Annotated in this window: 15 protein-coding genes; 10 read left to right on the top strand and 5 right to left on the bottom strand. The window is 36.5% G+C overall.

The window, feature by feature from the left end; translation table 11 throughout:
- The first annotated feature begins 264 nt into the window (after nucleotides 1-264).
- The 3 genes from O0931_RS14495 (at nucleotide 265) to O0931_RS14485 (ending at nucleotide 3,371) form a co-directional block, all read left to right on the top strand.
- On the top strand, nucleotides 265-1,659 hold the full coding sequence (locus O0931_RS14495; protein ID WP_269416303.1) for an ammonium transporter: 1,395 nt from the start codon (nucleotides 265-267) through the stop codon (nucleotides 1,657-1,659).
- Nucleotides 1,660-1,696: 37 nt separating this feature from the next.
- A complete protein-coding gene (locus tag O0931_RS14490; protein WP_269416302.1) occupies nucleotides 1,697-2,713 on the top strand; it encodes a porin in 1,017 nt (338 codons plus the stop codon).
- Between the two features lie 85 nt (nucleotides 2,714-2,798).
- The gene (locus tag O0931_RS14485; protein ID WP_269416301.1) at nucleotides 2,799-3,371 is read left to right on the top strand and encodes a DUF4468 domain-containing protein; all 573 of its coding nucleotides are present in this window, start codon (nucleotides 2,799-2,801) and stop codon (nucleotides 3,369-3,371) included.
- 12 nt (nucleotides 3,372-3,383) lie between these two features.
- On the opposite strand, the gene O0931_RS14480 is transcribed toward O0931_RS14485, so the two are convergent.
- The 3 genes from O0931_RS14480 to O0931_RS14470 are packed head-to-tail and all read right to left on the bottom strand — an operon-like array spanning nucleotide 3,384 to nucleotide 4,934.
- Nucleotides 3,384-3,851 carry an SRPBCC family protein gene (locus O0931_RS14480; RefSeq protein ID WP_269416300.1) on the bottom strand — a complete coding sequence of 156 codons (468 nt, stop codon included), beginning with the start codon at nucleotides 3,849-3,851 and terminating at the stop codon, nucleotides 3,384-3,386.
- A gap of 31 nt (nucleotides 3,852-3,882) precedes the next feature.
- A complete protein-coding gene (locus O0931_RS14475; protein ID WP_269416299.1) occupies nucleotides 3,883-4,410 on the bottom strand; it encodes a TlpA family protein disulfide reductase in 528 nt (175 codons plus the stop codon).
- 50 nt (nucleotides 4,411-4,460) lie between these two features.
- Nucleotides 4,461-4,934, bottom strand: a complete 474-nt coding sequence (locus O0931_RS14470; RefSeq protein ID WP_269416298.1) for a ribonuclease H-like YkuK family protein — start codon at nucleotides 4,932-4,934, stop codon at nucleotides 4,461-4,463.
- A gap of 215 nt (nucleotides 4,935-5,149) precedes the next feature.
- Between O0931_RS14470 and O0931_RS14465 the strand changes: the two genes are divergently transcribed.
- The 3 genes from O0931_RS14465 (at nucleotide 5,150) to O0931_RS14455 (ending at nucleotide 7,048) form a co-directional block, all read left to right on the top strand.
- On the top strand, nucleotides 5,150-5,368 hold the full coding sequence (locus O0931_RS14465; RefSeq protein ID WP_269416297.1) for a hypothetical protein: 219 nt from the start codon (nucleotides 5,150-5,152) through the stop codon (nucleotides 5,366-5,368).
- Nucleotides 5,369-5,400: 32 nt separating this feature from the next.
- Complete coding sequence (locus tag O0931_RS14460; RefSeq protein ID WP_269416296.1) at nucleotides 5,401-6,723, top strand: DEAD/DEAH box helicase; 1,323 nt, start codon at nucleotides 5,401-5,403, stop codon at nucleotides 6,721-6,723.
- A gap of 94 nt (nucleotides 6,724-6,817) precedes the next feature.
- Entirely contained in the window at nucleotides 6,818-7,048 is a 231-nt protein-coding gene (locus O0931_RS14455; RefSeq protein ID WP_047798500.1) for a DUF1456 family protein, read from the top strand.
- Nucleotides 7,049-7,168: 120 nt separating this feature from the next.
- On the opposite strand, the gene ettA is transcribed toward O0931_RS14455, so the two are convergent.
- Both ettA and O0931_RS14445 read right to left on the bottom strand, forming a co-directional pair.
- The gene (gene ettA, locus O0931_RS14450) at nucleotides 7,169-8,848 is read right to left on the bottom strand and encodes an energy-dependent translational throttle protein EttA (protein WP_269416295.1); all 1,680 of its coding nucleotides are present in this window, start codon (nucleotides 8,846-8,848) and stop codon (nucleotides 7,169-7,171) included.
- 103 nt (nucleotides 8,849-8,951) lie between these two features.
- Entirely contained in the window at nucleotides 8,952-10,028 is a 1,077-nt protein-coding gene (locus O0931_RS14445; protein WP_269416294.1) for an NAD(P)-dependent alcohol dehydrogenase, read from the bottom strand.
- Nucleotides 10,029-10,196: 168 nt separating this feature from the next.
- Here O0931_RS14445 and O0931_RS14440 point away from each other — a divergent pair, with 168 nt between their 5' ends.
- From O0931_RS14440 to O0931_RS14425, 4 genes are all read left to right on the top strand, one after another.
- Entirely contained in the window at nucleotides 10,197-10,553 is a 357-nt protein-coding gene (locus tag O0931_RS14440) for a response regulator (RefSeq protein WP_269416293.1), read from the top strand.
- Between the two features lie 288 nt (nucleotides 10,554-10,841).
- Complete coding sequence (locus tag O0931_RS14435; RefSeq protein ID WP_269416292.1) at nucleotides 10,842-11,996, top strand: DUF3095 family protein; 1,155 nt, start codon at nucleotides 10,842-10,844, stop codon at nucleotides 11,994-11,996.
- Nucleotides 11,997-12,066: 70 nt separating this feature from the next.
- Complete coding sequence (locus O0931_RS14430; RefSeq protein WP_269416291.1) at nucleotides 12,067-12,939, top strand: EamA family transporter; 873 nt, start codon at nucleotides 12,067-12,069, stop codon at nucleotides 12,937-12,939.
- Between the two features lie 448 nt (nucleotides 12,940-13,387).
- Nucleotides 13,388-15,226 (top strand): alkaline phosphatase, encoded by a 1,839-nt coding sequence (locus tag O0931_RS14425; RefSeq protein ID WP_269416290.1) that lies wholly within the window; start codon nucleotides 13,388-13,390, stop codon nucleotides 15,224-15,226.
- The last annotated feature ends 57 nt before the right edge of the window (nucleotides 15,227-15,283 follow it).

The following is a 15,283-nucleotide window of genomic DNA, read 5'->3' as shown; positions in this document are numbered from 1 at the left end:
ATTATTCATAATTTATAGATAAAATTCTATAATTCTGTCAAATTATATGATTTTGGTTTTGTTAAAAAGATTGTAAAAAAACAGTCTTTTTTTTAATTTATCATATTTTTAAGTTAAAATTTTGTTTGATTTTGCAAAAATTAAGTGATTTAATTAGAAAATTTCTATTTAATGGTGTAAAAACTACAATAACTTGTATTTTTATAAAAATTAAATCAGAGAAATTAAATTATTTAACCAACACAAACAAATAAACTTAAAACTATGAGTAAATTTTCCTTAAAACAGGTTGCACCCTTCTTGGTATTAACTATTGTGGCGGTTGCCGCAATATTTGTTCCCGCTTTACCGAATTATGATGTAGGTAAATATAATGCTGCAGATGTGGCTTGGGTAATAGTAGCAACCGCGTTAGTATTTTTAATGACTCCGGGCTTAGCATTCTTTTATGGTGGTATGGTTCACAGAAAAAATGTGTTATCAACAATGATTAAAAGTGTTGTTGCAGCAGGTGTTGTGTCAGTGCTATGGGTAGTAGTAGGTTTTAGTTTAGCTTTTGGTAAAGATATCAGTGGCTTTATTGGAGATCCTTCTACATTCTTTTTCTTTAAGGGTGTAAACTCCGGAGGACCCTGGAGCCTTGCACCAACGATTCCATTAACATTGTTCGCATTGTTTCAATTAATGTTTGCAATCATCACTCCAGGATTGGTAGTGGGTGCAGTTGCAGAACGTATTCGCTTTACATCGTACATTTTATTTACTGTACTTTTCGGTTTACTAGTTTATGCGCCGTTAGCACACATGACCTGGAGTCCGGATGGTTTATTAATGAAAATGGGTGTTTTTGATTTTGCCGGAGGTACAGTAGTACACATTTCTGCTGGAATGGCTGCTTTGGCAGGTGCATTAGTATTAAAACGTAGAAAAGCACACTTAGATCATAAAGAAATTCCGCCTGCAAATATTCCATATGTATTAATTGGTACAGGTTTATTGTGGTTCGGTTGGTTTGGTTTTAATGCAGGTTCTGCTTTAGGCGCTGGTTCATTAGCCGTTTCGGCCTTTGCTACTACAAACGTTGCCGCTGGTGCAGCAGGTTTATCCTGGATGTTCTTTGATGTTCTTCGTGGTAAAAAACCTTCAGTATTAGGCTTCTGTATTGGTGCGGTAGTTGGTTTAGTTGCCATTACGCCGGGAGCTGGTTATGTAGCAATTCCACAAAGTATCTTTATCGGTGCATTTGCAGCTATTGTTTCTAACTTGGTGGTTTATGGGAAATCTAAAACTACAATTGATGATACTTTAGACGTTTTTCCTTGCCACGGTGTAGGCGGTATTGTTGGAATGATTTTAACTGGTGTTTTTGCCACTAAAACTGTAAATTCTGCAGGTGTAGATGGTTTATTATATGGTAATCCGGAATTCTTCTTCACTCAATTAAAAGGTGTGGCAATTGTTGTTGTATTCAGTTTTGTAGTATCATTTATCATTTTCAAATTCATCAACTTAATTCAACCAATCCGCGTTTCAGATGAAGAAGAAGAATTAGGCCTTGATGCATCACAACATGACGAAAAATATTCTCAAGGTACTTTATTAGTTGAGGAGAAAGCTATTTACATCGAAAAAAATAGTCCAATTCAAGAAGCTATCTAAGAAATTATATATATCTAAACCCCAATAAAGCTCAAACATGAAGAAATTTTTATCTGCTATTTTTAGTATAGCTAGCACTACGTGTGCCCTGGCGCAAGAAGCCCCAACATCACCACTTGAATTTTCAGGGTCGGTTGATACGTATTACAAATACGATTTCGCAAAAAAATCTAATATTCCAACTTCTTTTGCCTCTGATCACAATTCAGTTTCATTGGGTATGATAGATCTTGCCTTGAAGAAGAAAACCGGAAAGGCATCTTTCGTAGGCGAAATTTCCTTTGGTCCACGCGGTCAAACACAATCAATTCCTGATGCTGCTGCAAACGGCTCCTCATTCCACATTCAGAATTTGTACATCAATTACGATTTTTCTGATAAGTTTTCGATGACAGCAGGTTACATGGGTACATTTATTGGTTATGAAGTGATTTCACCGGTTGGTAACTTCAACTATTCTACTTCTTATTTATTTACAAATGGTCCTTTCCAGAATGCAGGTATTAAGGCAACCTACAAATTCTCCGACAAAGTAAGCCTGATGGCAGGCTTATTTAACGATTGGAACCTTTATAGCGCAACAAGAGGGGTTTCCAGTATTGGTGGACAGCTTATGGTTTCGCCAGTTGAAGGATGGACTGCATATTTAAATGTGTTGTCAGGTGCTGATCCGACAGGATACGGAACAATTGAAGATTTAACTACGTCATACCAAATCAGCAAAGCATTTAAATTAGGTTTAAATGCAGCCAACTATGATAAGGCAGATGATGCTGGTGGTTATGCAGGTGTTGCACTATATCCTCAGGTTGCCGTTGCGGAAGCAGTTACTTTAGGTTTAAGAGGTGAGTATTTCAAAATTAAAGATGTTGGTGCGATTCAAGGTACTTCGTATACTGGTTTAACCTTTACTGCAAATATTAAATCAGGTGGTTTAACTTTTATCCCTGAAATTAGACTGGATCACAATGGCGATAAGCCATTTGTCAACAAAACGGGAGGTGCTGCGCCAAATGCAGGTCAGTTCTCCTTGGCAGCAGTTTACGCTTTTTAATATTTAATTTAATTTTTAATCAGCCTCCGGCTTTCAGGCCGGAGGCTTTTTTTATTATCTTTAGTTTTTAAGCCGATAATAACATATGAAATACTGCCTAATCCTGGTCTTTGCAATTCTTTCATTAAAAGTTTCCGCTCAGCAGAAACAATTTTCTACTGATGATAATGGTAAATTTATCTATTACGAGGTTGTTGAAACAGGTACCGGAAAAGATAGCTTAATGCTGAGGGCTAAAGCTTTTGTAGATGCCTATAAAAAAACAATAAAAAAAATAAGCAATACAGATACGTCCATTACTGCAAAAGGGATTACTGTTATTGATAAAACAGTTTTAGTTGCAAGTCACCCAAGCGGTGAAGTAAGCTATAATATGACTTTTGAGGCAAGGGAAAAAAAATACAGGTTCTGGTTAACTGATTTTAAATATATCCCTTATGCAAGAGACCGCTACAGTAACTATGTTCCAACAACTAATATTGGCACACCTTTAGAACAAACGCCGGGAAAATTAAGTGCAGGTGCATGGAAAGATATTTTAGAAAGTGCGTACAACAAAACAGCTAAACTTGCCGAAAATTTTAAAAAAGCACTTGCAACCAATCAAACAGAAAAACTCAAAAAGAAAATAGAAACGATTTCAACTAAAAAGTGGTAGAAAACCTGCTGATTAAAGCTTTCCGAAAAGTTCCTCCACTTTTTTATATCTATAATTAAATATTCCGTTTATCTTACTGTTAACTACAATTTCATTTGCCAGCAAGCCAATTGGTCCCCAACCAATCGCGTAGTGTAAAATATCGTGCATTAATACACCGCCCTGTACCGATTCAAAATGATGGTTGTGATGCCAGAAAGCAAAAGGGCCGAAGCGTTGTTCATCAATAAAATATTCTTTTTCCTTTACATGCGTAATTTCGGTCATCCAGTTCAATTTTATACCAAGTAAAGGCGATACCTTGTATGTAATAATCATGCCCGGATACATCTTCGAGTCTTTCTGTATTGGCGAAGTGACATCGAAAGTCATGTCTTCCGGTGTAATTTCAGATAAGTTTAGTGGTGATGAAAAAAAATCCCATGCAGTATCTAAATCAACGGGTATTTTTTGCGTAAATTCTAATCGGTAAGTTTTCAAATTCTTAATTTATAGCTGAACAATCAAAACGCTATTTTGTTGCTTTGTCTTTTAATTTGCCATCAATTAATTTAACCAGGGTTTGAAATTCTTTTTCTTCATAACCGATTGACTGATAAATTATTTTCCCGGTTTCATCAATCAGGATATTTCTTGGGATAGATTGCCTGGCAAACTTACTAAAAACACTTCGATCTAAATCGGGTAAAATAGGGAAGGTAAAACCCTTCTTTGCTTTGTAAGGAATTAATTTATCCCAGCCTTCTTCACGTCCAAATACAAAAAATGCAAAATTATTATTGTCTTTATGCTTATCCCAAATTTCTTTTTGAACCAAAGGTAATTCGGTATTACATGGCGGACACCAGGTTGCAAACAGATTTATGAGGATAAGCTTTCCTTTATAATCTGCAATATTAACGGTTTTGCCTTTTTCTATTTCGAAACTAAATTTCGGGATTTCATCACCAATTTTAGTATAAGTATCCTTGTCTTCACTTTGTGCGAAAACAGAAAATGTAATTAATAAGGTAAATAACGATAGGAATATCTTTTTCATAAGTAAAAGTCTATGATTTAAAGATACGCCTATTGTGTCTTATTTCAAATCTAGTGAACCATTTTATCTGCGCATGTAGAACTGGCAAAAGCCTCTGGTTTTGCTTTAAAAATAAAGCCCATACTTAATATGTAACCCATTGCATCATTTAATGCTTTGTTTGATTTAAAGGATGGATTGGTATTAATATCGGCATGCACTTCAAGCGCTACATCATAAATATCAAGCAAATCGCAAATGGAATAAGCCGTTTCTATAGATTTCTGAACTTCCATCAACATGCGTTCTTTAATGCTTACCTGTTGAGATGACTTTTCCTGATGAATGTACATAAAGCCTCCATGATGCTCCCTAAGCAGTACAATTACAGTCGCGAAATCGGTAATTGTGCCTTTAACCTGCGAATCGGTTCCGATGCAGACCTTAAGTTTATAACCGTTTTCTGTTTCTCTGATAATTGCCATTTCAATTTCTTCAAGAATAGAAGATTGGATTACTTCGCCGCTAAATTTTTTCCATGTCATACATTGAGTGGTTAAGGTTAACAAATGATAATCAGGTTTTTATAAAAATAAGTGCTAAAAATTAAATCCGTGTTAAGTATTGGTTGTTTATTTGCTAACAAAACTTTAGTTATCAACAGGTTATCTGTCTGAAGTTAATGATTTTACTGTTTTTACAACAATTACTAACTATTAAGCGTTAGATTTATCTATTAGTTAACCAAATCATTTAAATTATGAAAGCAGAGTTAATCCAGGAATTTCAACTATTACAGCAAAGCCGTGCCAATAAATTTGCCGGAGAAATTGCTGATAGAATTATTTCATCAGTTGATGCTGTTAATGAGAAAGTTACGACTTCTATGTCGCAAAGAGGCAGGATGCTGCTATTATTAGAAAATAAACTAAACTTTTCTATGCTTAAAAGGTTAAAGCGAAGATTTTTAAAATTCTGATAAGCAGTTTCGTGATATTGCAACACCAATAAATGTTTAACTTTGGCGTAATGATAGAAAATGCGCTTAAAAGATTAAATATTTCAGCGCTTAACGATATGCAAAACGCATCAGTTAAGGCTGCAAAAAAAGGAGCTGATGTTGTATTAGTGGCGCCCACGGGTTCGGGAAAAACCTTGGCTTTTTTGCTTCCGGTATTATCCGTCCTAAAAGCAGATGTAAAAGGAGTGCAGGCACTCATTCTGGTTCCATCAAGAGAACTTGCCTTACAAATTGAGCAGGTTTTTAAACAAATGGGCACTTCTTTCAAAATAAACTGCTGTTATGGCGGTCACGCCGTTCGTATAGAAAAAAATAATCTGGCGCATCCTCCTGCAGTTTTAATCGGTACACCCGGACGAATTGCTTATCATTTAGAGCATCATAATTTTGATGAGTCTTTTATCGAGTACTTAGTTTTAGATGAGTTTGATAAATCATTGGAATTCGGTTTTGAACAGGACATGTCGTATATCATTGGTACGCTGCTATCATTAAAACAGCGGATTTTGACCTCAGCAACTAAGATGGAAGAAATTCCGTCGTTTGTAAAGTTAAACCAGCCTGTTGAGATCGATTTTTCAAAAGATGCGCAGGTTAAACCAGATTTAAAACTTAAAAAAGTTGTAGCGCCGGCTGCAGATAAACTTGATGTTTTATTTAAACTGCTAAGTAAAATCGGTGGAGCAAATACTTTAGTATTTTGTAATCATAGAGAAACTGTCGATAGAATCAGTGATTTACTTTTCGAGCATGGCTTAGGACATGATGTTTTTCACGGTGGGATGGAACAGGCAGATAGGGAAAAAGCGCTATTAAAATTCAGAAACGGCAGTCATAAGATATTAATCACCACAGATTTAGCTGCCCGTGGACTGGATATACCTGAGGTAGAAAATATTGTGCATTATCAATTGCCTTATACCGAAGACGCCTATATTCATCGCAATGGCAGAACAGCCAGAATGAATGCCAAAGGGACAGCTTACGCGGTTTTAACGGAAGAAGAGCATTATAAATATTTACCGGAAAATATTGAAGAAGAAAAACTTAGCGATAAGTATAAACTGCCTGAAGCCAGTGATTGGGTAACTTTATACATCGCCAATGGTAAAAAAGATAAAATTAATAAGATTGATATTGTTGGCTTATTTCTTCAGAAAGGGGGCTTGCAAAAGGAGGATTTAGGCCTTATAGAAGTTAAGGATACCACAAGTTATGTTGCTGTAAAACGAAATGTGGTTGATAAACTTCTTAAAGCACTTAATGGCGAAAAAATAAAAGGTAAAAAATTAAAGTTAGAGGTAGCGAGTTAGAGGTTCATTGGTTCATTGGTTCATTGGTTCATTGGTTCATTGGAATTTTGGCAAATAAGTTAGCACTATCATATAACATTCTATCATTAAATACATGAGTAACAACGATATTTTAAAAAAATTAAGAGTAGCATTATCTTTAAAAACTGAAGACATCATTACGATTTGCGATTTAGTAGGTTTTAAGGTTACCAAGGCGGAATTGGGCGATATTTTCAGAAACGAGGATCATGAAAATTTTAAGCCCTGTGGTGATCAGATTCTACGAAACTTTCTAAATGGCTTGGTTATTTATAAAAGAGGTCCGAGAGAAGAGAAGAAATAGTGAATGTCTTGCACTAAAGATTGAAGATTTACTTGTCTTGATATCAAGAAAGATTGCTTCGTTGGCTGAAAAAGCTGCCTCGCATCCGATAGCTATCGGATGCGAGGTGGCTTTTTGAAATTAATCTAGCTTTTTATACCTGATGCGTTTCGGTGTAACATCTCCCAAACGTTTTTTGCGATTTTCTTCATAATCAGAGTAATTGCCTTCGAAGAAATATACTTCGGAGTTACCTTCAAAAGCTAAAATGTGCGTACAAATCCTATCTAAAAACCATCTGTCGTGGCTGATGACTACTGCACAACCGCCAAAGTTTTCTAAAGCTTCTTCCAATGCACGTAACGTATTCACGTCGATATCATTGGTTGGCTCATCTAGCAGTAGCACGTTCGCGCCCTTTTTTAACGTAATGGCCAGGTGAACACGATTACGCTCACCACCCGACAAAACACCAACTTTTTTCTGCTGGTCGCCGCCATTGAAATTGAATTTAGAAACATAAGCACGACCGTTTACTGCTTTATTACCCAATTGAATGTTGTCCAAACCATCAGTAATGTTTTCGTAAACCGTTTTGTCGGCGGCTAAATCATTGTGCATCTGATCCACATAACCCAGTTCTACCGTTTCACCAACGCGGAAAGTTCCGTTATCAGCTTCTTCCTGGCCGGTAATTAAACGGAATAAAGTTGTTTTACCCGCGCCATTCGGACCAATAATCCCCACAATTCCTGCAGGCGGAAGCGAAAAGTTTAAATTGTCAAAAAGAACTTTATCCCCATAGGCTTTGGTCACATTAGTGGCTTCTATAACCACGTTACCTAAACGCGGACCGGCAGGAATGAAAAGTTCCAGTTTATCTTCTCTTTCCTTTCCATCTTCAGATGCAAGTTTGTCATAATTTGCCAAGCGGGCTTTAGATTTTGCATGACGGGCTTTTGGTGCCATTCGTACCCATTCCAGCTCACGCTCCAGTGTTTTCTGGCGTTTGCTTTCGGTTTTCTCCTCTTGCGATAAACGTTTGGCTTTCTGATCTAACCAGCTGCTATAATTTCCTTTCCACGGAATACCTTCACCACGATCTAATTCTAAAATCCAGCCTGCAACATTATCCAGGAAATATCTATCGTGCGTTACGGCGATAACTGTTCCCTCGTAATTCTGTAAGAATTGTTCTAACCAATCAATACTCTCGGCATCCAGGTGGTTGGTTGGCTCATCCAATAATAAAACGTCAGGATGTTGAAGCAATAAGCGGCACATGGCCACACGACGGCGCTCACCACCAGAAAGTACACCTATTTTTGTTTCCGGGTCAGGACAACGCAAAGCGTCCATCGCCCTTTCCAATTTCGAATCAATTTCCCAGGCACCTAAAGCATCAATTTTATCCTGTAATTCGCCTTGCCTTGCCATGAGTTTATCCATTGCATCGGGGTCAGAATAGTTTTCTTCTAATCCAAAGGCCTCGTTAACTTCTTCGTATTCTTTTAAAATCGCAGTTACTTCTGCAACGCCTTCTTCAACAACTTCGCGTACTGTTTTTTCAGGATCAAGAATAGGTTCCTGTGCTAAATAACCAACAGAATATCCGGGAGAAAATACGACTTCACCCTGATAGGATTTATCTAAACCGGCAATGATTTTTAACAAGGATGATTTTCCGGAGCCATTTAAACCGATAACACCGATTTTTGCACCGTAAAAGAAAGAAAGGTATATATTTTTTAAAACCTGTTTTTGTGGTGGGTAAATCTTATTTACACCAGCCATTGAAAATATGATTTTCTCGTCTGCCATTATGAAATTTTGTTTGTGCAAAGATGCTTAATTTCAAACGAAATGGAAATTGCTTTTCAATAAAACGTTTAAACAGAAATGCCCGGTTTAAACCGGGCAATATCTAGCTTTTTAATGAGGCCATATCGATTACGTACCGAAACCTTACTTCTTCATCTTTAATTTTTGCCAATGCTTCATTAATATCTTCAATGTTTATCAGCTCTACGTCGGGTATAATCTGATGTTCAGCGCAAAAATCCAGAATTTCCTGTGTTTCTATTGTGCCACCAATCAAAGAACCGCCAATTGTAGTACAAAATTTGGCAACATCCATATTATTTGTCGGGTTTTTGTATGGTCCTAATAATCCAACGGTAACCAGCGCGCCCCGTCTTCTCAACAAAGGAATATAATCATTTACATCAAAAGGAGAAGGAATTGTACAAAGTAAGAAGTCAAATTTATTTGCGCTTACTTCCATTGCTTTTTTATCTTCAGAAATAAGTACATCATCAGCACCTAAAGCGAGCGCCTGTTCTTTTTTCTCTTCCTTAGTGGTAATTGCCGTAACTGAAGCACCCATTGCTTTTGCTATTTTAACACCCATATGCCCCAGGCCACCAATACCAATTATACCAACTTTGTGGCCTTCTTTAACCCCAAAGTGTTTTAATGGTGAATAGGTTGTAACACCTGCGCATAAAATTGGCGCTGCTGCCGAAATTTCAAGGTTTGAAGGGATTGACATCACAAATTTCTCCTGTGCAATAATATTTGTAGAGTATCCGCCAAAAGTATTGAATTCAGGATCAGGTTTCCAGTAACCGTTATAAGTCATGGTTTGTCCGTGAGGTCCCTCGCAGAATTGTTCTTCACCTTCCAGGCAGGGTTCGCAATGCTTACATGAATCTATCATACAACCAATGCCAACGACATCACCTTGTTTAAATTTCGTAACAGCCGGTCCTGTTGAAATTACCTTCCCGATAATTTCATGACCAGGTACGCATGGATAAATTGTATTTTTCCAATCATTATTTACCTGGTGCAAATCAGAATGGCAAACGCCGCAATAAAGTATGTCGATTAAAACTTCATCGTCTTTTGGCTGATTGCGTTCAAACTCCATCAATTCGAGCGTTTTTCCGCCAATCAACGCTCCACTCGCACCATATCCTTTAGTTTTTATCTTTTCCATTAGTATAAGTTTTGTTTCTTGTCAACATCATGTTTTTGAAAATAGTTTGAACCTTTTTAAAACTGAAAAGAGTAAATCTTCACCCGGATTTAATGAAAAATATCTTGAACAAACTTTTTACCTTGTTTTTAGTTATAATTCCAGTTATAATGTTTAGAAATTAAAAAGGTGCAAAAGCGGATATTAGCAATAGATGATGATAATGATTTATTGGAAGTTTTTCCGATGATTTTTAAAGACAGGGATTACCTTTTAAAAGGTATTACAGATATTTCCGATTTGGATAAGACTGTCGGCGATTTTAAACCGGATTTAATTCTTTTGGATATTTGGATTGGAGCGATTGATGGTAGAGTTGTTTGTAACTATTTAAAAAGCCATGAAGAAACTGCTGATATTCCTATTGTTTTGATTTCTGGGGTTTTAATCGATATAGATGATGTGAATTGCACACCTGATGCTATACTTCAAAAACCTTTTGAAATCGGAGATTTACTTGGAGTTACAAATGAATTGTTAAATTAAACTTACAACGATATAAATACTATCACCAGCCAAATTATGCTAAAGATAGAGCCAAAATAGACCATAGGCATATTTTGTTTCAGGTTTTTCTTAACCAAACCTGCATAAATTAACCAACCAGAAAAGGCTATAAAATAGAGAGGGACTGCAAATACAAGCATAACGGATAATTTTATAATCAAATATATGTATTAAAATATTTCATCAAAACTATTTCTGAATTCATTTCACCTGTAAACAACGCTCAGCTCAAAAATGTTACTTTTATAAGGTAAATCTTTTTTATAAATGATTAAATCATCAGATGTTTTTTACAGCAATTTGCCCGCCCAACGCATAAAGTTAAGTAAGCTATTTACCCAAAAGGAACTTTTTAAGCAAGTTCCCGACGATTGGCATGTAATCATTACAGATATTAAAGGATCTACAAAAGCAGTTTTAGATGGGTTTAACGAAAATGTAAATCTTATAGCCACAGGAAGTATCGTTACCGTTTTAAATTTAGCCTACAGTTCTGGCATAACTATACCTTTCTTTTTTGGTGGGGATGGAGCAACCTTTCTGGTGCCATCTTCCATTTTGGACTCTGCATTAAAAAAGCTATCTGTTTTTAAAGAAAATACCCTCACCAATTTTAACTTAAATTTACGTGTGGGCAGCATTCCTGTAAAACAAATTTACGATGCTGCATTTCAACTCCGTATTAGTAAATTTCATGTATCAGAGTTTTTTTCCATTCCTGTTATTTTAGGTGACGGATTGAGTTATGCAGAAAAACTAATTAAGGCCGAAGATTATCTATTGGCACCAATAAATCAGCAAGATGAGATTTTAGATTTAAATGGTATGCAATGCCGATGGGATAAAATTGATCCGCCTCAGCATAGCAACGAAGTAGTAACTTTATTGGTTGTGGTAAATAATGTTGAAGAGCAACCGAAAATTTTTAGTGCAATAGTTAATCAGCTAGATATAATTTATGGTGAACCAGAAAAAAGACAGCCTATTTCGGTAGATAAACTTCGGTTCAATACCACCTTTAACCGATTGAGTAGAGAAATGAGAACACGGATCGGAGAAGTTAAAATCTTCGAATTGATGAAAACCTGGTTAATAAATTTGTACGGATACATTTACTTTAGAACCGAAAGTGGTAAAAACTACCTGAATAGACTGGTAGAAATGTCTGATACGCTTGTACTCGATGGTAAAATTAATACAGTAATTTCAGGAAATGAACAGCAAAGACTTAAGCTAGTTAAATACCTTGATAAACTGGAGATTAAAGGTTTAATTTTATATGGATTACATGTAAGTAGTAATTCTACGATGTCTTGTTACGTACGGGATTTGGTTAACGAACACATTCATTTTGTAGATGGCTCTGAAGGCGGTTATACCCAAGCTGCCAGAATGTTAAAGGCCAAGCTGGAAAATCCTTAGATTTATTTTACAATTAAGGAAATGCCTGTTCTGTTAAAAGGATTAGTTTTGTAGGAAATAGCCACCTGAAATGAAAAATAAAAAGGGATTTTCCATCCCGCCGGTTCCTGCAGTGTTGTTGTCAATCATAAGTGTGCAAGCCGGTGCAGCCATTGCAAAAGGCATATTTCCTGTTTTAGGTGCTGCGGCAACGTCATCATTAAGAATAGTTTTATCTGCCTTTATTCTTATTGTTTTTAACCGGCCTGATTTAAAAAATTTAACATCAAAACAATGGAAAACCGTTATATTATATGGTATTACTTTGGGTTTAATGAATTTAATTTTTTATTTGGCCATCGAACGCATACCGCTTGGATTGGGTGTGACCCTGGAATTTATTGGCCCCTTAGTTTTAGCTTTAACAGGCTCTAAAAGAGCGCTGGATTTTTTATGGGTTATTTTAGCTGCTGCGGGAATAGCTTTGATAGCGCCTTGGAGTAGTAAGAATATCGATTTAATTGGCGTTTTGCTTGCCTTGCTTGCCGGTGTTTTCTGGGCCGCATACATTGTTATCGGCGGGCGGATATCAAAAATAATGGATACCGGCAAAGCCGTTACAATAGGGATGATGATTGCTTCAGTTGTAATTATCCCGTTTGCGCTGGGCGGGGGAATATTAGCGCACATGAAACCAGTTTTTTTACTTTCGGGTTTAGCATTGGCTTTACTGTCAAGCGCAATTCCTTTTACTTTAGAAATGAGTGCACTTGGTAAAATGCCTGCTAAAACATTCAGTATTTTATTAAGCCTGGAGCCAGCTGTGGGTGCATTATCGGGATTGATTTTTTTAAACGAGCATCTTTCCGTTTATGAATGGATGGCCGTTCTTCTGGTCATTACGGCGAGTGCCGGCGCTGCATTAACCAGGAAAAAGCCGGAGCAGGTTGTTGCCGAATGTTAACAAGTTAATCTGTATACGATATATACCTTTTATTTCCACAATAAAAATTTTTGTTACCGGTTCCATACCAAGTTAAAAATTTCACTCGGGTTCGCTAAGCGCTAATCGAGAAGATAAGAACGATAAGTCGTTATTTCGAGCGTAGTTAGGAAATCTTTATAATAGCGTTAAACACTAAAGTTAAAGCATAGAAGATGAAATGATATGTTATTTTCTAAGAATTCGCCTGACAACGACGAAATGATTCATGTTAACCGGAATTTAACCGCCAGTTAACCTGGGCAGACTAGTTTTGGGCACGAGTTTACTGACTGTTAGACAAAGAAGCTATATTTTGATTTTTTAAATCCAGGTAACTGAGATCGCAGAATAGCGTTGGATAAACGCTTCACAATACGTAGTTTTAATTTCAGACCTCGACTATTTTATTCAATTTTATGTTAAAAATATGATCAGAAAATTAAAAACATGGCTAACCTCAATTAGTTTAATATGTTGCTCTTCTTTACTTTATGCGCAGACATACCAGGTAAATAAGAATACACATTCGCATAATGACTACCAGCAATCGCAGCCTTTTTACACGGCTTATGCAAATCGGTTTGCTTCAATAGAGGTTGATGTGTTTTTAGTAGATAATGAGTTTTATGTGGCACATGACAAAGAGGATATCGATAAACGGAAAACTTTAGAAAGTTTATATATCGAACCTATTTTAAATCAAATTAAGTTAAATGGTGGTGAAAAAGTTTATCCGGATGGCGGGAAATTGCAGCTGTTAATCGATCTTAAAACCTCAGGGGAACCTGCAATGAAGCGTTTGGAAGAGAAACTAAAACCGGTTAGAAAATATTTCGATTTAAAGGCTAACCCAAATGCGGTAAATCTGGTCATTAGCGGAAATATTCCGGCACCGGAAAAATTTACTGCTTATGATGATATATTCCATTTTGATGGTCGGAAAAGTGTTCGTTACACTGCTGAACAGATGAAAAGAATCGCTTTCTACAGTGCTTCATTTCAGGAATTTTCTAATTGGAATGGTTTAGGCAGAATGACACATCAAGACTTTTCTAAGGTTAAAAAATTTGTTGATTCGATTCATTCTGTTGGCAGGCAAGTTCGTTTCTGGGGCAATCCGGATACTAAAACCTGTTGGATTGCATTCATGAAATTGGGTGTCGATTTTATCAATACCGATTCGCCTGCTGAACTGGCTAAATTTCTGAATGATTATGAAAACAATACTTATCTGGCCAATGCTAAATACATACCTTATCGGCCTACTTATAAAAGTGATGTTCCGAATAAAAAACCAAAAAATGTTATTCTTTTAATTAGTGATGGTGCCGGATTTGCGCAGTTCTGGGCAGCGGCAACAGCTAATGGAGGTTACCTGAATGCAACGAACTTTAAACACATTGGTTTCTCAAATACGGCTCCTGCAGATGATTACAACACCGATTCGGCTGCCGGAGCGACAGCAATGGCTACCGGAGAAAAAACAAATAATCGTTTTATCGGAATGGATAGTACCGGAAAGAAATCAGCAAATCTTCCTGAAATACTTTCAGCAAAAGGCATTCGCTCCGGAATAGTAAGCAATGATAAAGTAACGGGTGCAACACCCTCTTCATTTTTTGCACACAGAACCGATCGCGATCAGAGTGACAGCATTTCTTCCGACCTTCAAAGAAGTGCTGCTTCACTGATAATCGGTGGCTATCATGAAGCTTTTGGAAAAGAACAAGATCGTATTCTGAATCAAGTAAAAGCATCAGGATTTGGGATTTATAACGGCTTGGCTAACTTGCCTTCTTCTTTTGAAAATAAAAAAGTATTGTGTTTTGATCAGGATCAGCCGGATAAAAATTTCAGATTGATTGAGCAGGCCTTCGATAAGAGCATAAATTTTTTGTCGTCAAATAACGATAAAGGTTTTTTCCTGATGATGGAAGGTGCTAAAATTGATGCTGGCGGTCATGCAAATCGCATTAAACAATGTATAGATGAGTACCTCAGTTTTGATAAAGTAATTGGAAAAGCAATGAAATTTGCGGATGAAAATGGCGAAACTTTAGTTTTAGTTACTTCCGATCATGAAACAGGCGGACTGATTCTTTTTGACGGTAACTACAAAACGGGTTCCGTAACAGGTACTTTCACAACAATTGATCATACTGGTCTCCCGGTACCCTTGTTCAGTTACGGTCCGGGTTCACAGAATTTTTCTGGATTTCTGCAAAATTCAGACATTCCAAAAAAAATAGTTGAGTTATTAAAATAAAGAATCATCTGATAAGACTGGATAAAAAACGGCAATTTTCTATTTAAAAACTGCCGT

This window comes from Pedobacter rhodius, assembly GCF_027213645.1.
Taxonomy (GTDB): domain Bacteria; phylum Bacteroidota; class Bacteroidia; order Sphingobacteriales; family Sphingobacteriaceae; genus Pedobacter; species Pedobacter rhodius.
This window is presented reverse-complemented; position numbering and strand designations above follow the sequence as displayed.